Source organism: Bradyrhizobium sp. JYMT SZCCT0180 (assembly GCF_018130165.1).
GTDB lineage: Bacteria > Pseudomonadota > Alphaproteobacteria > Rhizobiales > Xanthobacteraceae > Bradyrhizobium.
In genome coordinates this window covers 212,178-232,230 of the sequence record NZ_JAFCLZ010000009.1, presented here as the reverse complement: position 1 = coordinate 232,230, position 20,053 = coordinate 212,178, and the positions used below count along the sequence as shown (strand labels likewise).

At 63.4% G+C, this 20,053-nt stretch carries 2 protein-coding genes; both read right to left on the bottom strand.

What is annotated here, in order from left to right; genetic code table 11:
• Positions 1 to 41: 41 nt before the first annotated feature.
• Complete coding sequence (locus tag JQ641_RS15740) at positions 42 to 1,703, bottom strand: ShlB/FhaC/HecB family hemolysin secretion/activation protein (RefSeq protein WP_211996851.1); 1,662 nt, start codon at positions 1,701 to 1,703, stop codon at positions 42 to 44.
• Between the two features lie 15 nt (positions 1,704 to 1,718).
• Positions 1,719 to 20,018, bottom strand: coding sequence for a leukotoxin LktA family filamentous adhesin (locus JQ641_RS15735; RefSeq protein WP_211996850.1), 18,300 nt, complete (start codon positions 20,016 to 20,018; stop codon positions 1,719 to 1,721).
• Positions 20,019 to 20,053: the final 35 nt, after the last annotated feature.

Below are 20,053 nucleotides of genomic sequence, written 5' to 3'. Positions count from 1 at the left end.
GGGATGTTTCGGGGCGGCTCGCCAGAATCCTGGCCGCGTGCCTATCCGGGCACGTTTTGCTTGGGGAACATCAGCAGGGGCCGGAAGATGAACCGGCCATAATATTCGTAGTGCCGCTGGGTGGAGATCGCCAGTTTCAGGGGCGTTGCATAGCTGCCCTCGAACGTCAGCGACGGCGCCACCGTCCATGAGAACCCCGCCCCGATCGAAGCCAATTCCACGATGCCGGGGAATGTCGAGTACACCGCGCCCCAATCGGTGAACACATACGTGTCCAGGCCCTTGAGAATGGACGACCAGTTGTAGTGCAGTTCAGCGTTGACGTAGTAGCCGCTGTCGCCCGCCACCGCATTGGTGGGATAGCCGCGCACCGTGGTCGGGCCGCCGATCGAAAAGATCTGGTCGCCCGGCAACAGCTTCGTCGGCGAATATTGCCAGCTGCCCAAGAGATTGGCGCTGAAATTGGCAGGACCGACCCCCGTCGCTATCGCGCTGCCGGTATAGGTATTGAAGGTTCGGTTGCCGTTCAGAATGTAATCGTGCCATTCGATGTAGTTCATCGACGGCGAGACGGTGACGGAATAATTGTTGCCGGAATTGGTGAGCGAAAACCCGCCCGTGGATCGCTGATAGCGGTCGCTGGTGACCGCGACGGTGCTAAACCGGCTTACAGTATTGCCGTCGGTCTGGGCCGCGTTGAGCAGCAGCAGCCAATTCTGGGTAACCCAGGCCGGCTGGCTGAAATTGATGGAGGCCTGGGTCGACCGCCCGGTTACGTCGAGCGCGACGAACGGTCCGTCGATGATCTTGATCTTGCCTTGCGTGTAACTCAGGCCGACGCGGCCGCCCCAGGGGTTTACCGGAATGTTGTAGGCGACGTTGCCGTTCAGATTGCCGTCCGACCTCACCCCATAGAACGTCAGGCGATCATCCACGCCGAACAGGCCGTGACGCCGGTAAAACGCGCCGCCCTCGAACCGGCCGGTGTTCTGGACACCCTGATTGTCGGTAAATAATTGCAGCGTATCGGTGGGTGGTTCGAGCACGGCGAATTGCAGGTCGGTCAGGCCGAAGCTGGTCCCCGGCTGCAACAACGCCTTGATCTGCACGTCGTTGGTTCGATTGAACCAGATCACATCGCGGTTGAGCTTCGGCACATCGAGGACTTCACCTTCCGGCGCCTGGACGCGCGGCAGGATATAGGACGTCGACGTCTGCTTGTTGCCCTCGATGGTGGTCTTTTGCAGACGACCTTCCGTCAGCTTGATGCGAACGATCCCGCCCTTGGCATCCTGATCCGGCAGCGTCGCGATCCCCGTGACGATCCCGCGTTCGGCGTAGACCGCGTTGATATCGGCTACGACCTGCTGAAGTGTCGCGATGTCGGCGTTCTTGCCGACATATTTCTTCGCAATCTCGTCGAGCTCTTCGGGCGTAATGAACTTGGATGAATCGAACTCAAGCTTGCGCAGCAGGAATTTTGGACCACCTGGCTTCAGGGTTTGGGTCTTTTCCCGCTCGCCGCCGACCACGCCCGGGCCCTGGAGTTTGGGCGGTTGGCTCTGCCGCTCGAGTTGCTGCCGCTGGCGGTCGATGTCGGTCTGGATGGCGCCGGGGTTGACCTGCGGGGCGAGCTGCGCGCGCGCGGATGCATTGCACAACAGTGCAAGCCCGATGCCCAATGCTATTGCCTGCCTACGCATTGAAAACCTGTCGCCTTAGAACTGAACTACCGGATTGCCATTCTCCCTGGCATCCGCGAACCGATTGGCATTCCCTTTTGCGCGTCCATCAAGCCCGGTGCTGTTCCAGCTCGGACGGTTATTCTTGCGGCCTTCACGCTGGAGCTGCCGAAGCTTCCTGGCTTCCGTAAGCCCCTCAATATTCACAGCCGGTCCCGATCCGATCACCTCAACCGGCTTCGGGGTGAGCAGCGCCTCCAGTCTCGCGTTTCCGGCAAGGCCAAGCAGGTAGAACGTTTCGGCGCCGCTCTTTTGCGCCAACGAGGTGTTGAGCGTTTCCGTGCCCTCGGCGTCGTTCGCGATGTTGCGGATCGCCATCGAGCCGGTGAAGCTGCTGCAGCAGGCGTGCGAACCCACGTAGTTGGTCACGGTCGCCGAGATGTCGCCATTGTAGAGGACTACGTAGCTGTCGGTGACGTTGGCGTTACCGTTGTGGCTCATCGTGAACACGCCGCCCGGCTGGTAGAGCTGCAGCGTCGCCCAGTTCGACGGCGCCGGCGAACGGTTATCCAGCAGGATCCGTTGGGTCAGCGTCGTCAGCATCAGTTGGCCCGGCACGAAGCCGTTGACGACCGTGACGTTCGGCGCATCGGTGACGAAGTTCGCGTCAACGACCCTGAACTGGTTCACGATGATCGTGTCCGGATCGATGTTGAGATTGGCCGAGGTCGCGACGCCGCCTTTGTAACCGGTGACGTTCATGATCAGCGGGATCGACGGCGTCGATGGAATTTGCCCGCCGACGACGTTGATGGTGTTGGCGGCGAGATCCAGTCGCTTGACGACGCCAACCCACTTGATGGTGAGGTCGCCAGGCGCGGACAGCGCTACCGTATTGCCCCGGATCTGATCGAGGCTGATCGAGCCCGACGTATCGAAACGGGTGTCGCCATTGGCATAGACCGATCCGCCCAGGATTGACCCGAAGCTGGAGCTCAGATTGACGTCGCCGGCATCGCCGGGGATGCCATTGGCAGTCAGCTGCTTGAAGACGATGTCGCCTTGCGCCTGCAAAGTCTGGGTGCCGCCGCTAATCGCCGTTCCCAGCGTGATCCCGTTCGCCGTCGCGGTGATGCCGAGTGCGCCGGCAACGTTGAGGTTGGTCCAGTCGATCAGCGTTCCCTGCAGCAACGCGCCGCCGGTAACGGCCGTGAGGTTGTTGCCGGTGTTGCTGGTCGCCGCGATCAGGCTGGCGGAACCATGGGCATTGATCGAGCCGCCGGCTAGCTTGCCGGTATCGGCGTTGATGTTGACGTTCCCCGCGTCACCTGTGATGCCGCTGGTGGTGAGCTGGTTGAACGTCACGTTCTGCCTGGCGTGCAGCGTTTGCGTACCGCCGCTCTGTGCTGAGGCAAGCATGATGCTGCTGCCGGTCGAATTGACCCCCAGCGTCGTACCTGCCGTCAGAGCGGTCCAGTCGATCAGGCCGGCGGCCAGGAGCGAGGCCGAACCGGTCGTCGCCGCCAGCGTTGTGCCGGCGATGGTCGTGGCTGCCGTCAGCGAAGCCGAGCCATTGGCCGCGACCGAACCCGGCGTGGTGACGCCGCCGGCCGCGACGGTCTCCGCCAGGATGAAGCCGTTGTCGGCATTGACGTTGATGTTTCCGACGTCGCCGGTGATGCCGGTGGCGGCCAGCTGATTGAACGTCACGTTCTGGTTGGCGTGCAGGGTCTGGCTGCCACCGCTCTGCGCGGTCTTGAGCGTGATGCTGCTGCCGGTCGAATTGATCCCCAGCGAGGTGCCAGCGGTCAATGCGGTCCAGTCGATCAGGCCGGCTGCCTGGAGCGACGCCGAACCGGTGGTCGCGGCCAGTGTCGTACCGGTGATGGTCGTGGCCGCCGTCAACGAAGCCGAGCCATTGGCTGCGACCGAACCCGGCGTCGTGACGCCGCCGGCAACCACGGTCTCTGCCAGGATGAAGCCATTATCGGCATTGACGTTGATGTTTCCGACGTCGCCGGTGATGCCAGTGGCGGCCAGCTGGTTGAACGTAACGTTCTGGTTGGCGTGCAGGGTCTGGCTGCCGCCGCTCTGCGCGGTCTTGAGCGTGATGCTGCTGCCGGTCGAGTTGATCCCCAGTGTGGTACCGGTGGTGAGCGTGGCCCAGTCGATCAGGCCCGCGGCCTGGAGCGAGGCCGAACCGGTGGTGGCGGCCAGTGTCGTGCCGGTGATGGTCGTGGCTGCCGTCAGCGAGGCCGAGCCATTGGCTGCAACCGAACCCGGTGTCGTGACGCCGCCGTTAACGACCGTCTGCGCCAGGACGAAACCGTGATCGGCGTTGACGGTGATATCGCCGGGATCGCTGCCGGCGCCCGTCGCGCTGAGCTGGTTGAAAGTCACGTTGCCGTCGGCATGAACCGTCTGGCTGCCGCTGCTGGCGGCTGTGCCGACGACGATGTTGCTGCCGCTGGTGGTTGCCCGCGCGGTGAAGGTGCCGTTGGCGCCGGTCGCCGTGCCGGCCAGGACGCTGTTGAGCGTCAGGTTGCCGCTGCCCTGCACGTCCACGCTACCCTTGACGGCCGACAACAGGCTCGCCTCGAGGTCAGCCAACGCGCCGATATAGATGCCGCCATCGGTCGCCGTGGCGGCCAGGTATGGCGCGTTCAGGGTGATCCGCTGCGTCGATGTCCCGATGCTGTTGGCATTGAGCGCGACCCGGGCGTTGGCGCCTGAGGCCACCAGGTTGGTCTGGCCGTCGGCGTTGCTCAGGATCGCGCCTGCGGAGACGCCGCCGGCCGAAACCACGATGGACGCCGCATTGCCGGCCGCCGCATAGGACGCCGACGAGTTGAGCTGGCCGAGCGTGGCATCCCCCGTGTTCGCCACGGTGATCACGCCCGCGGCGTTGATGGCGGTGTAGGCGCCCATGGTGAGCGAGGCCGAAGCCAGCGTCACCGCACCGTTGGTGCTCTGGGCGACGACCGGATCGGTGCTGGTGCCGGCCGTGAACGTCACCGCGCCATTGGCGAGCAGTTGCATCAACCCGTCGCTGGTGATGTCGGCATTGATATTGAGCGCGCCAACCGACGTCTGCAGCGTCATCGCGCCGCCGGCGGAAAGCCCGCCGTAGGTTCCGCTCGTACCGATATTCAGGTTGTCCGACGGGGCCAGGATCGTCATGGCGCCGGCCGAAGTGCCGGTGATCGCACCGGATATCTTGACCTGGAGCGGCTGGGCCGTGGTGCCGTTGAAGCCGACATTGCCACCGGCGCGCACGTCCAGCGACGCGCCCGCAATATGGACTGTGGTACGGTCGGTAAACTGCGGCTGGGCGTAAATGCTGCCGGTCGCCGCGAACTGGATCGCACCAGCGGCGGTGACGTTGCCGAGGACGAGATCGCCGGTGGTCTGTTTCAGATAGATGCCGCCCTGCGCCGCCACGACCTGGTCGAGCTGGTTGGTCGACGGGTTGGCGAAAGCGATCTGAAGGGCGTTCGGATTGTTCGCCGGGTTGGTTCCGGCCGCAGGCGCCTGACCGATGTTGCCGGTTTCCGAGATCAGGGTGAGATCCCTGATGTTGCCGGAGATCACCGGCTGATTGGCAATGCCCGCGAAAATGTTGCCGACGGCATCGAGCTTGACGTCGCCGACACCCACGATCTGCACGCCGTTGGTCCGTGCCGCCGCAATTGGACCGAACGTTGCGTTGGCAATGCCACCCAGCTTCAAGTCGGACTTGCTGGCCAGATAGATATCGCTTTGCACCTTGGCGGCAACGGCGTCGAGCGGGTTCAGAACGACGTAGCTCTGTTGCGAGACGCTCACATTATACGTGATGACACCGGTCACCGGGTCGGTCGTCGGCGTCACCGTCAATTGCGACGGACCGGCCGAGGCCAGCAGGGCCTTCTGCACGTCCGACAACGTCGAGGAACCTGTGCTGCTGGTGAAGGAGAAGTTCTCAGGTCTGGCCAGGTTGCCGATCGAGCCGTTTGGCGCATACAGCATGACCTGCCGGCCGCTGACGTTCGCGGGCGTGAGTTCGCCGATCGGCGCCGGCGCCACTGCGGTGGCCGGATTGGCCGCGGCGCTCACGGTGTATTTGAGCTGGTCTTGCGTCCACTGCGAACCCGACGTGATCGTTGCGTAAAGCGTCGAACTGGTCGACAGCGAATAACTGAAATTCGGGTTGTAGGCCGTGAGCGACACGGTCAGATCCGGCGCTGCCTGCAGGCTTGCATTCGAGGCAAGGTTGGCGCCGAACAGCGTCGTGAGCGAATTCGAGAGCTGGGCCGCGGTCTTGATGCCGAGCAGATACTCTGCCCTCTCGAAGCGCGTCGTCGCCTCGGTCATCATCTGGGTGGTCGTGACATCAGCGGGATCGATGCCGAGCTTGGCCGCGACCTGGGCCTTGAGCACGGTGGTGCCGAGCGTCGTGAGCGCGTAGGTATTGCCGTCGGCGAAGGCCAGATTACGCAGCTGCCAATAGTCGTTGTAGGCCGCCTTGATCATCGACTCGTAGGCGGTGACGGAGGCCGCAGCAGAGCCGCTCACCAGGTTCAGATCCGTCCAGACACTCTGCAGGTGCGCGCTCTGCTCGGCGGTCAATCCGCCGGCCGACAGGCCGTTGAGGATGTTGGCGGTGTGACCATCGGATGCGGCGGCCGCCAGGAAGACCGCGCCTCCGGATGAAACCTTGCCGAGCCTGAGATCGCCGGTCGATTGCACGATATAGGTACCGGTCGAGGAAGTGCTGTCGAGAACCCCGCCGTCGACACTGCCGTTGACCAGAGTCGCTCCGGTGGCCTGGACCACCAGCGGATTGACGTTGGTCAGGACGGTCGCGCCGTTGCTGACGCTTGAAATCGCACCGATCGCGCCGCCCGTCGAATTGATCTCGATCGACTTGCCGACCACGACCGGGTTGGCGAAATTGTAGGGCGAACCCGAATTGATGTCGCCGGTCGCCGACAGGAATATGCTTCCTTGCGGCGCGCTGCCCGGGGTCGCCGAATTGGCCTTCACCTGACCGATCAGCAGCGATCCCTGCGCGGCAATGGCGATGTCACGGTCGATCGATGTTGCGTTCAGCCTGCCGCCATAGACCTGTACCGGTACCGGAGTCTTTGACCCGGCGAGCGAGCCGATGCCGCCGGGCGCAGTCAGCGTCACGTTGGTTCCGGAAATCAACGGATTATTGGCGGTCGCACCGACCGTAATGGACGAATTGGCGCCCGTCGCGGTGATGGTCGTCGCGCCCTGCAGATTGTTGATCGGCCCGTTGATCACGATGCTGGCGTCGGATGTCACCGCCACCGAGCTTGAGCCGCCGCCGTTGAAGTGAATGCCGATGTCGTAGGAAGCCTTGACAGTGTTCGTCAACGTCAAGGTCAGACGGTGGTAGATCTGCTGGAACCAATCGTACTGCTTGAGGCTGCCGCAGCATGCACCGCTGCCGGTGTTGAAGTTGTTTGAGTGGTACTCGCCGGTCGCCGTGATGACTTCCTGGAAGTTGGCGGTCTGCAACTGTCCGGTCGCAACGCCATTGACGACCTGCTGCACGTTCGAGACGAGGCTCGTGGTCTGTGTGTAGGGATAGGTCGGCGAGTTGGCCGAGACGCCGCTGAAGGTCCAGCCATAGTCGGCGGCAGTGCTGGTGACGGGACGCGTCAGCGTCGCGGTGTCGACCCATTGATAATATTGGTTGGCCAGCGGCTGGTAGACCACGCCCGAGGTTCCGCTGAGTCCGACCAACATCCCCGAATTGTAACCGCTCGCGTTGACGCCTGCGGTCCGATAGGTGCTGACCTGCTGTCCGCCCGGTGCCGCCGCATTGTAGACGTACCAGGTGGTCTGCTGCTTGAGCTGGTCGACGATCTGGATCACGCTTGCGGCGCTGACCCCGGTGTTGATCGTGTTGGTGACAAGCGTCGTTCCAGTCGTGTTGTTGACGGTGATCGTGCCGGCGCCGCCATTGACGATGATGTTGCCCTGCGGAGTGCCGCTCGTGGACGTGCTGATGATCCGGCCGTTCAGGTAGACATAGCCACCGGTGCCCTGCACCACGCTGTTCAGCACGATCTGGTCGGTCAGCACATTGTAACGCGCGCCGACCGGCACGTCGCCGCCGTTCACTATGTTCAGGTATGGGGTCAGATCGAGATAACTGCCGTGCTCCGCATTGCTCCGGGCCTGGGCGAGCGACAGGCCTGCCAGCGAGTCGGCGCGCAGGCTGTCGATGACGTTCCTGGCGTTGGTGCCGAGACTGACCGAGTAATTGCTGCTCTGTCCGCTCTGGATGGTTCCGTTGACGTTGAGCACCGACGCCGACAGGATGATCGCTTTGCCGATGGCAAACGCGTTGGGCGCCGCCGCCGTGAGGGTCGTCGCAGCGGTTACTGGCGTCACCGCCGCGGACTGGATGTTGATGACCTGGAAGAAGGCTGCGCAGCCCAAGCAATGGAACGGGCTTCCGTTGTCACCATACACCGTCTGACCGTCATAGGTGCTCTTCTCCCAGGGCCTGGTCGAAACGATGGCAGGATTGGCTCCCTCGATCTGAGCGAGGTTTCCAGGAATGCCCTCGCCTGCCGGCAGGAAGATCGCCGAGTAAAGCGAAAGGCCGTCATAAAACAGGTTGAGCATGCGCGCCGTGAACACCACGCTGTTCGGAACAGCAGCCGCGCTGCCGCTGCCGCCGTTGCAGCAATAATGCGTATACGGTTTGTAGGTGCCGTTGCCGGCAATATAGACCTCGCCTGGAACGTATTGGCCGTACGTTCCGAGCCACGTCGCCGCCGTCATGACGGCGGTCAGCGTGTCGGTGGGCCTGAACTGGACACCAGCCCACTGCGACGACACGACGCCATTGGTGTTGTAGATGCTGCCGACCCCGCCATTGAACGTGAAGGTGCCGTTCGGGACCACCACCTGGATCGTCGCCGCGTTGTAGGTCTTCGATGCGACCACGTTGCCAAGCGCGTTGGAGATGTTGAGCAGGCCGTTGAGGTTGGTGACCTCACCGTTGAAGTAGATGTCGGGGGTTTTGGTCAGCGGGATCCCGTTCAGATCGACGCCGAGGCCGGTGTTCGGGTCCTTGCGGTTATAGCTGGCGTTTACGGTGACGACCGGCGTCGAGCCAGTCAGATCCTGCTGGAATGTGATGCCGGGCGACGTGGCGTCGGTCGCCGCACCCGTAAAGACATTGTGACCACCGCTGACGCCAGTCACCGTCATCCTCGACACCGACATGAAGTTCAGGCCCTGGTTCTCGATGTTGATCGAGACGGAGTCGCGGGACGAGACCCGCGGTGCGGCCTTTCCGGCCACCTGCGTGCCGCTCATCGTATCGGCCAGGATCGAGACGTTGCCGCCCGAGACCATGATATCGCCGAGCGCGATCGATGCGCCGGCGACGTTGGCGGCGAACGGCGCCTGCTGGATCAGCGTGTTGACCTGGCGCTGGATATCGCCGGTCGGATCATTGGCATTAGCGATCGTGATGGTGGGATTGGTACCCGACAGCACCGTCTGCACGTCCGCCGTCGACAGCCCGCTCAACGTGGCGATCTGCGAGACGATGGTCTGATAGGGATTGAACCCGTTGACGACCGCGTACTGGATAGTCTGGTGATTGTACTTCTTGACCGTGCTGAAATTATTGGGATCGGAGACCAGTTCGAGGGTCAGCGCGTACGGGCTGGTCGTCGTTAGCGTCGGCGCGTTGGCGCCGACCGCAATGAGGATCGATTCCTGATTGTAGATACCGGCCACCACGACGCCGTTCTGCGAGATGTTGCCACGGCCCTGGGTAGCATCGCTGTGGTTGTCGTGGTTCTCGGTGCTGAACAGCGTCAGATATGGATTGTAATTGGTGCCCCTGCCGTTCGCTGATACGGCGCCTTTGGTCGCTGCAAGCGAGACGTTGTTCACGCCAAGCACCTGCGCGCCGCCGGCGATATTCAGGTCGGTATAGCTGCGCGCCGTCGCCGTGCCGCTGTATACGGCGGTAATCGGGACCAGGGCCTGGTTGTAGACCACGGTGGTCGCGTTCGCGCTCACCTGGCTGTACTTGCTGCCGTCGCCGGCCTGGCCGGCGGTGAGATTGAGCAGGCCCCAGGCCAGCAGCGTCGTATCGCCACTGACGTTGACGGTCTGGTTCGCGGTCAGCGAGGTATTCGTGCTGGCGCCGGCGCCGGTGATCGCGCCGTAGAGGTTCGCGTTGGCGTTGTTGTACGCGATCAGCGAGGACGCGGTGCCGATGAAGAGATTGCCGGCACTGAAGATCTCGGTCGCGTCGATGTTGACCGTGGCGTAGGCGTTCGCCGTCATGTTGGACCGGGCGCCGCCGCCGGCAAACAGGCCGCCCGCGGTCAGGCTTACGCTGTCGACGGTGCGCAGCGAGTTGTAGGCTTCGATGTTGACCTTGGCGGTTGATGTCAGGGGATCGTCGTTCAGGCTGAGGATCGTGCCGCTGCCGATATTCGTGGCCGACCTCTGGGTGACATGGGCGTCACTCACTGTCGCCGCTCCCGCGGCCACGCCGCCCGACCCTGCCCGCGCGCCACCGCCGAGTTGATTGACGATGTCGTTGGAGATGACGAGCATGTCGCCGCCGGCGGAATGGATGATCAGGTTCGATGCGGCGCCAGCAATCGGGTTGGTTCCGACCCCGGCCGTCGTGGTCGAGGTGATATTGTTGGTCGCGTTGCCGCCGCTGGCGCCGGCAAAGGACGCCTGGAAGGCGTCGCCATTGCCGGCATAATTTGTCTGGTGCTGAGCCTGGATATTCAGCCCGCCGAGGTAAAGCGTATTGGTCGCCGCGTTGCCGTAAAGGTTCGCGCGCGTCGTGGCGGTGTTGTTGATCAGCGCGGCCGCCGCGGCGCCGGCGATGGTGCCGCCCGAGCCGGCCGTCGCGCTGGACGCAAGGCTATCGGTGCCGACCGCGGTGATCTGCAGGATCCCGATATGGTTCGCGGTGGTGATCGCCCCTACCCCGAGATAGGCGTCCGTGGTGGCGTTGGATGTGACCTTGCTGATGGTCGCGCCCGCCGCGACATAGCCGGCCGCGATACCCGTCGCCGTCGCGTACTGGTTGCTGTCGTTCTGGGCGGCGATGATGAAGTCACCGTCCGGCAGGGTAATCCCGGTCCCGCCATAGGCACTGACCGTCGAGTTTTCCCTGGTCTCGGCGTAGCTGCCCTGGACGCCGATCAGCGATCCGCCGCCGCCCGCGATCGCACGGGCATAGATGCCGTTGCCGCTGCTCGGCGCCAGCGCCATGGCGGTGACGGAAACGTCGCCTCCGGTGAAAGTGGTACTGTTGCCGACGCGGGAGGTGACGTTGAGCGACGAATTTGCCAGCGCTACGGAGACACCGATCGCGCCGCCGCCGACGGCGACACCCAGCGAGGTCGCCGAGACGTCAGGCGTCGCCGACGCCGATACCAAGGTGCCGAGGCCGGTCGCGGACGTGGTGATCGCGGCGCTGTTGCCGATCTCCGCCAGCACGGTGGAGTCTTCTTTCGCGGTCGCGGCCGCGCCGGTGCCGGAGACGATACCGCCGGCGACCGCCGTCGCGGACGCCGACAAGGCCCCGCCTTCGGTTGCCGTGACGGCAACGGTCGAACTGTTGACGCTGGCGTTATCCAGGATCTTGGCGGCGACCGAACTGGACTTGGCGGTGGTGGCGATCGTAACGCCGATGGCTGCGATACCGCCGCTGCCGCCCCCGGCCGTTGCCGCCTGGGTCGAGGTGTCGCGCGCGCTCACCTGGACGCCGTTGGCGCCCGTTCCCGTCACCGTGCCGCCGAGTTGCGCCGTCACGGTATTGCTGACATTGCCGACCGCCACGGCCGCCTGGGCGCCGAAGTAAAGCGACAAGCCGCCGGCAATGGATTCGGTGTCAACGGTCTTGCCCGCGTAAGGCCCGGTGGTGGCATCCTTCACGACAGCTGCGACGCTGACGGTGGGCGCCGAGACGATGGCGCTCAGATTGGCGAGAACGCTGCTGTTGACGCTGGTCCAGCCGATGCCGGCGCCGATGCCGACATTCTTGCCGAAGCCGGCGCCGAGCAGGAATTGCTGCGCGGCATTGGCGCTGGTGGCGTTGACGTTGACCTGGGTGCCGGTGACGTTGCCGCCCGCGATCTGCGCCGTGACGCTGTCATTGCCGCCGGTCAGCACGGTGCTGATGTCATAGGTCGAGGTGGCGTTGGCGCCGCTCGGATTGCCGGCTGTACCGCTCGCGACCGCACCGCTGCCCTGGCTGGAGTTGGTTCCGGCGTTGGCGGCGGCGATGGTGCCGCCGAACTGTCCGGTCTGGTCGCCCTGCGTGTCGGCGTCGGCCGTGTTGGTGCCGATCAGGATGACGCCAATCGCCGCGCCAATGCCGACCGAGCTGCCGGCGCCCACGGTCACGGCGTAGGACTGCACTTCCTTGATGCTCTGGGCGTTGACGTTGATCGCCCCGGACGAGTTCAAATTGCTGTTGCGGGTCTCTGCGGTGGTCTGGCTCTTGAACACCAGCACGTTGGCGGCAGCGCCGACGCCGACCCCGCCGGTCGCAACCGACAGCGCGCCCGCGATCTCCCGGATGTAGACTTCCTCGTTGGCGTTCACCGTAACCGCGCCCGCAGTGGTGCCGGTCGGGGACGTCAGCGTGGTGTCGTAGATGCCGGCAATCGTGACGTTGTTGGCGATCTCGATGTTGGCCATGCCGGCGACAGCCCCGCCGCCGGTCGAGATCGCGCCGCCAACCGAAAACGCCTGGAAATCGTTGACCGTTCTTGCGTCGACCTCGAGCGCGCCGGTCAATTGCAGTGCCGTCGTATGCGCCGCGCTGTTGCCCCGGTAGTGGAACTCATCGCCGATATAAGCCAGGGTCTTGTTCGAACTGACCTGGACCAGGAACGCCGCTCCAATCGCAACATTGCTGCCATAGGCGCCGGAGCCGTTGGCGGACGCAATACCCGTGCTGTTCTTGGCCTTGACCGACAGTGACGAGGCGGTCAGGGAGCCGCCATCGACATAGGCTTGCGTGGTGGCATTGAAGACGTTGAGCCCGACCGAACCACTGTTGAAGCCGACCGCGACGGAGGACGCGTGCTGCTCGGCATTGGCCTTGACCGTGACCGCACCGACCGTCGGAGAAACCACGCCGCCAACGTTGGCCGTGCCGCCGACTTCGGCGTTGGTGATATAGGCGAACGTTTCGCGCGACATCGTCGTGCTGATGATGGTCGCGCCGCCGCCCGCGGTGCCGGTCGGCGCCACGATGCCGAGACCGAAGGTGCCGGAGTAAGACATGCTGCTGGCGGCGACGTTGATTTGCGGCAGCAACGTGGAACTGGTCAGGCGGGTGTCGATGCTGGCGCTGTCGATATAGGCTTTGGTCGAGCCCGACATCACGTTGACGATCGGGTTGATCATGATCGAAACGCCGCTGCTCGCGGCAAGGCTGGCCACGTTGGCGACGACCGCCTGGTGCGAACTGGCGACGACCGAAAGGCCCCGCACATTCTCACGCGCCTCGCTCAGGTCGGGCGTGTCGTCGGTCGGAGCGCTGAACGCACCGAGATCGAGCCCATACCGGAGTGTGCCGCTGTTGACCGACACGGTGTCCGACGAGCTGGTGCCGCGGGCATCGACCTTGGTGTCCGCGCCGCTGATATAGGCCGACGTGTTGCCGGTGATCTTGTTGGTGACGAGCGAGCCTGCGCCCCCGGCCGAGCCCTTCGAGATCGCAAAGGCGCCGGCGAAGACCGCAGCGTTGTCGGTGTTGGTCGCCAGCACGGCAACGCTGTTCTCGCCGATGACGTCGGCACCGCCGGAAATGCTGGCTGTGACATTGGTGCCCATCAGATTAGTGGCGACCGATCCGGCCAGACCGAGCTGTGACGACAAGGCGACACCGACAGCAACTGTCGAAATCGCGGCGACCGATTCGGCTGCGACGGCAACGCGACCGCTCGAAACCACCTTGGAGCCCGTTATTCCGGCGCTCACATTGTTCGAGATGTCGCTGTAGACAATGGCAAGGCCAGCGGCGCTGCCTCCCGTCGACACGCCGGCCACGGCCGCAGTCCCGGTAATTTTCGAGGTATCCTCCGCGATCACAAAGAGAATTGTCGAAGTAATAGTCGAATTCGTGGTGTTCGACTGCGCGTTGCCAACGGTCGCCGAAACCGTGTTACCAATCGAACTGATGGTCATCCCGGCCAGGCCCGAGAACTGGCCGTTTCCGCCACCAACACCGATTGCAACGGACTGGATCTCCGACGAGTCGGTCGCAGTCACCGAGACGGAGCCACTGCTTGAGGTCAGCAGCACGCCCGCGATGTAGGCTGAATGTGTCGTCGCGATATCGTCGTATACGATCGACGCGCCAACATTGTTCTTGCCAACCTGGATCAAACCGGCAATCGAAATGATGGCGGCGCCGGGTGCCTGTGGCGTACCCGTTGTGCCACCATTTAGAGCCGCGTAGCTGAAATCAACGCAGGTTTGAGGGCTGCCACTGGTTCCGCAATTGGATGATGCGAGTTGATTGTTGTTCGACTCTCTCACCAGATCAGACAGCGCGTTGTCGAGCGCCGAGATAGCCACACTATCAGCGGTCACAACGACGGCGCCGGTGACATTGATGTTTACGGTGGCACTGCTGCTGATATAGGCGGTCGTCGATGAGGTGATCTCGGAGACGACGATGGCGCCGCCAAGACCGTTGCCTCCGACTCCGCCGGATGCTCCGCCCGCCGCGATGACGCCGGCGTTATCCGACAGCACGGTAAGCGTGTCGTAATTGTTGATCGACGTCGAGCGTATATGCGCGTCGGCGGCCTTGCCGCCCGTCGGATCGCCAATGGAGGCGTAGGTCATCGTGACGCCGATGCCGCCCTTGCCGCCCGCCATATACAACGAGCCGCCACCGATCGCGATATTGCTGGTTTGATACGCGTCCACCTCGACCGAGCGCGAAGTGCCGCCGCTGACGCCGTTAATGGTGGAGTTTTGAATATAGGCATTCGCGCTGTCAGTGATAATGCCGACAGAAGCCGATACCGCGGCGGCATTGCCCCCCTGCGATCCGGCGATGGCAATGGCCACGACGGTTTGCTCGCCGCCGTTCAGTGCCTGCACCGACACCGACCTGTGGTTATTGATGGTCGTGTTATCGATATAGGCCAGAGTTGCGTTGTTCGACATCGCGGAGGCAATCGCACCGCCTATCGCGAGGCTGCTCGGCGAACCGCTTCCGGCGAGGTTGGCCGAAGCAGATCCCGATCCGTTGTTCAGTACAGTGTCGTTGAGCGCCTGAACCAGCGTCCTGGCCGTGGTGCTCGACGCATCGAAACGGTTGACCGTCACACCGGAAATAAAGGCGCTGGTACCCATGCTGACATCGCTGACCGACGAACTTCCGGCCACGTCGATGCTGAAGCCATCGGGTGAGGTCCCTGATTTCTGGCTGACCTTGCTCGCACCGGTAGCGATGCCAGCGGTTCCTCCGGTGGCGGCGTCGGTTACGGCTTCCGCCTTGTTGGCAAAGCTGGAAAATGTCGGACTTGTTATCGCGGCCGCGATTGAAGCGGCGGTGATGCGGCCTGCGGTAGTCGCGCTAAGCGCGAGGGTGTTGGCGGCGACTGTGCCGTTTCCACCGCCGTTACCCGAGAAGCGATCATTGTCGATGAACGGACCCGACCTGATATCCCAACGGTTGTCACCGATGTAGGCGGCGGTGTCGGTGTTCGCACCGAGATAGGCGACCGCTATGCCGACAGCGGAGCCGGCGCCGGCCGAGAACGCGCCGGCCAGAGAAATCATCGAAAGTTCCTGGGCCGCGTGAATATTGACCGTCGGCGCAGACACATGGGCTCCCTGCCCAATCGATGCGTGCGTGGTGTTGTCGACCAGCGCGATCGACGTGATCCCATTCAGTACCAGGGCGCCCGCAGCCTTGCCCGATGTCGGCGCCACACCGAAGAATTGGTCGGTCGTCGCCGCCTCGACGGCGATTTTGTTGGCCGCACCGAGTGAGGCGCCGGAAGCCACGCCGGCAATGGTATTGCTGGTAAACAGGACGAGATTGAGCGCACCTCCCAGCGAGGAGCCGCCTGACGAGCTACCCCAGCCGAGACCGAGCGCGCCGGTATTGCCGGCGGCATTGATAGAGTTCGTTGTCGTATTTGCAGCGATGGTCAGGTTCGCGCTGAAATCCTGTGTGTCGCCGCTGTTAAGCGGCACCGACCACGAGCCACTACCGCAAACCGCGATAGTACAGGTCGCGTTCAGGCTTGCGCCCGTCGCGACCCATGCCGAACCGGCGATCGCGACGGTCTCACCCGCAGTCGCGCTCGAGTTGGCGTAGCTGGTCAGGATGTTGCCGCCGACGCCGAGCGTGCCGTTGAGGTGGCTCAACACCTCGCCAAGGCCGGCCCATTTCAGCCAGGTATTGGTGATCGGCATATAGGTGTTCGCCGTCACGCCGATATTCGGTGCGTCTATCAAGGTACCGGCACCGATATAGGCATTCGAATTATGCGTGAATTTGCCCCATGCCACCGCCGCACTGACGGCGGTGGGTTCCGGCGTACCGCCGGGGAAGCTTGAGGCAATCGCAGAGGCCGTCGAATTGCTGCGGACGCCGATGTCGATCACGTTGCTGACGACGGCGACATTTCCGGTCGAGTAAATCGATGGCGCACCGCCGCTCGGATTTTGCGCGACCGCCGCCGTTGCGTTTTGGGTACTATTCGCGACCGACAACGCAGCCGCCGCCTTGAGACCCAGGTCCGACTGGAACAGCGTGCTCATCTGCAGCAAGAACAAATTGGCAGGCGCCGTAGCGCTGGGAAGCAGCGCACCTTGCAGGGCTCCAATCAATGCCGGCGTGCCGACCGTAGTCGAGGCCATGGTCGAGTTTGACTGGGTGTTGGATGTGGCCTCGACCAGCACGGAGCCGACCATTCGGTTTGCGAAGGTGCCGAGCGATGCGCCGAGCGTCGCCGTCGCGGTCGTGGTGGCATTGCTGATGGCTACCGCGCCGCCAACGCCGCCATTCAGCGCCGGGGTACTGAGGGCTACCGACGTCGCTGACGTCGAGAAACTGTTGTTGTTCAGCGCGCGCAGCGCGAAGCCGCCGGTCGACCCACTCGCCGTGCCGACCGTCAGGTTAGCGCCGGTCGCGACGTTCGCCGTCGTCGTGACGTTGGCCTCCGAATAGGCGACGGTCGCAACGACGAGTGCGCTGGTGGTCGCAGCCACCGCGGAAACCTTGAGCGTCGCATCGTTGATGGCGTTGATGTTCAGGCTGCCGCCGGCGCTGATCGTCGCGCCGGATGCGACATTGGTCGAAACGTTTCCTGAGAGGGTGCCGACGACCACGCCTGCGCCAACGGGCGAGAGACCAAGCAAGGTGCTGGCGATGACGGGATCTTCGGCGACCTCCTTGCCATTCGCGCTGATCGTAACATTGCCGGTGCCGGTAATGTTTGCGTGACTGTTGATGGCAACATTCGCCGTCGCGCTTGCGGCGACATATCCACCATTGAGGCCCAGGATCAAACCTGGAATGGCTTGTCCGAGAACTGCAAAATCGGACACGATGTTGCTCGAGAAACTTGATACGGCCTCCGACGTTGCGCTGATGTTGATCGCCCCGCCCGTGATCTGGCCGTCGATCGTAATGCCCGTCGTCGCGCTCGCGTGGCCGGATGACCGGTTGTCGCTCGCGGTCGCGTTGAGCGTGACGGCACCGCTGGTGAAGGTCGAGCCACCGAAATTGACGGCTTGAGCAAGGATCTTCGATCCCTGGGCCATCGTGATCGTCGGCGCGCTCAACGTGACGTCCCGCGAGTTGGCCTGCGAATTCTGCGAGGCGTTCAGTGAACGTGAATCGATGACGGCGGTTGCGTTCAGGGTGATCGAATTGTTCGCCGATATCTCGAATCCGCTGGCTCCGGAAAGCGCCAGCATCAACGAGGCGATCTGGGTGTTGTTGACGAACCCGGCGCTCCCGGCACTGGGATCGGCCGAGCTGCCGATGATGACGTTGTCCTGGTCGAAGGCAAACGCGGCGGCGCCCGCGGTGATCTGTGCGCCCGACGTGACGTTGAGCGTACGGGCCTGCAGCGCGACCTTCATCGTGCTGCCGGCGTTAATCACCGCATCGGCGTTCAGATTCAGCGTGTTGGCCTGAGCCGACAGCAACAACGTTGCGGAGCCGTTTACCGCCGCGATGTATTTGGCGATCATCGCATTCGACAACTGGCCGGCCTGGCCGTTGTTGGCGAGTACGTTGCCCCCGGTAAGCGAGGCGCCACCGACCGTCAGCGCGCTTTGGTTGAAGAAGAAGCCGACGGTGCTGCCGGTGATGCTCGCGCCGGTGGTTACGGTGATCGCTGGCCCGCTAAAATTAACGACACGGGTCGGATCGGCAATGATAACGGCCGTCGATCCCACGGTGATCGAGGCCTGGTCCGTACTGAAGCCAAGGAATGCACCCTTGACCGTGCCCGAAATCTTCAAACCCGAACCCGCGCCGAAGGCGTTCATGATGACCCGGCCGGAGGTAAAACTGGTGCCGCCGGCATTGACCGCCTGCGCAAGAACCTGCCCGCCGTTGTCAATGTTGATCGTCGGCGCGCTCAATACGATGTTTTCCACCGAATGTGCGTTCGAAACGGCGCCGTTCATCCGGCGGCCGTCGACAATACCAGTGGAGTCGACGGTGATCTGCGACGATGCGCTGAGCGAGAGAGTGGCGCCGCCGCCTAGTACGCCAGCGTAGCGGGAGATCGTGGCATTGGAGACAAAGCCGGCCGCGCCGGTGTTGGTGCTCGTGCTGCCGTTGCCGACGATCATGTTGGCGGCGCTGGAGAGGACGACCCGCGATGCAGTGATCTGCAGTGCCGTGTTGGTCAAAACCTGAGCGCCGCCATTGCTGGCCGCATTGATATTGATCTGGCCACCCGAAACGTTGGCAGTCAGAGCAACAGTATCGCCCCTGACATAGCTGCCCGCCAGCAGGTTCAGCGTCGGCGCATTCAACGTCACATTGACGGCGGTCCCGCCGTCGACGACGCCGTTTCCATTGATCGTGATCGAGTTGCTCGCCAGAAGCGTGAACGTTCCGGTGCCGTTGAGCGCGGAGATCGCGGCGGCGACGGTAGCATTCGACATGTTGACACCGGCGACGCCGGTGGCTGCGCCGACGACGATATCCGTCGGATCGAGGATCAGCTTGCCGGCATTACCGTTAGGCGCGGCAAGGTTGACCTTGACGCCGCTGTCGATGCTGACGATGCCGTCGGCGCTGAAATCAACGACAGCCGCGTTACCCTTGGCGGAACTGGCATTGATCCGGGCGCCGCTCTTCACGGTCAGGTCGCCGGTGGTCTTCAACGTGATGTTGCCGGCGTCGCCCGCCTTGGTGGCGGCGGTGCTCAGGCTGGCGTTCTTGCCGAGCTGGATATTGCTTCCGGCAGTGACCGTGATCGTGCTCGGCGTTGTGGTGCGGCTGCGCGCCGTCAGCCGTCCGGAGATGGTTGCATTGTTGACCGCGCCAATATGGATCGATCCGTTGCGGACGGTGATCGCGCTGGCGCTGCGCAGGCCCTTGGAATTGACCGAGGCCGCGAATTTGGAAGCGTGTTCGTGGTTGACACGCTCGCGCTGGCTCCTGGCACCGCCGACGAAGACGTTCTGGCCCGTAAGCCGGACGCCGTCCGCGGCGTTGATACGGCCGAGAATCCGGATGTTGCCGTCCGGCGATATCGGGAATGAGCCGTTCATCAGGCTGCTTACGGCAGCATTGTTGATCTGCCCGGAGGCGCCGATGATGCTGTCGGTGAATTCCTTCGACGGCGTGGAAACGTTCAGGCTGCCCACGTTGACGACGCCGGTCTTGCCGACCACGAAGCCATAGGGATCGGCGAAATAGACATTGCCGCCGATTTTGCCGTTCTGATAGGAGTTGAGCGTGCCGTTGACGTAAGCCGGCGCGTCCCTGACGATATTGATCAGGTTCTGGCTGCCGTTGGGCACCTGCAGGTTGACGGTGTTGCCCTGCCCCACGCCGAACTGCGAAAACGAGTTAAACGCGTTGGCGCCGGATACGGTGGTCGTGGTGATGTTGGTGACATTGCCCGACGTCTGCAGGCTCGTTCCGGTGCGACCGTCGGGAATGATCACGTTGGCCGTCTGCGCCTGAAGACCCGTGCCGAGCAACGGCAGGATCGTCATCTGCGCGATGCAGATCAACGAGACGAAACGCAGGCGCGAGAACCTGCGTAACGTCAGACCACCCTCGCTTCTGGCTGAGAGCGGCATACGCATGTCAGCTCACCTTCGCTGGTGACAAGATCGTGCGA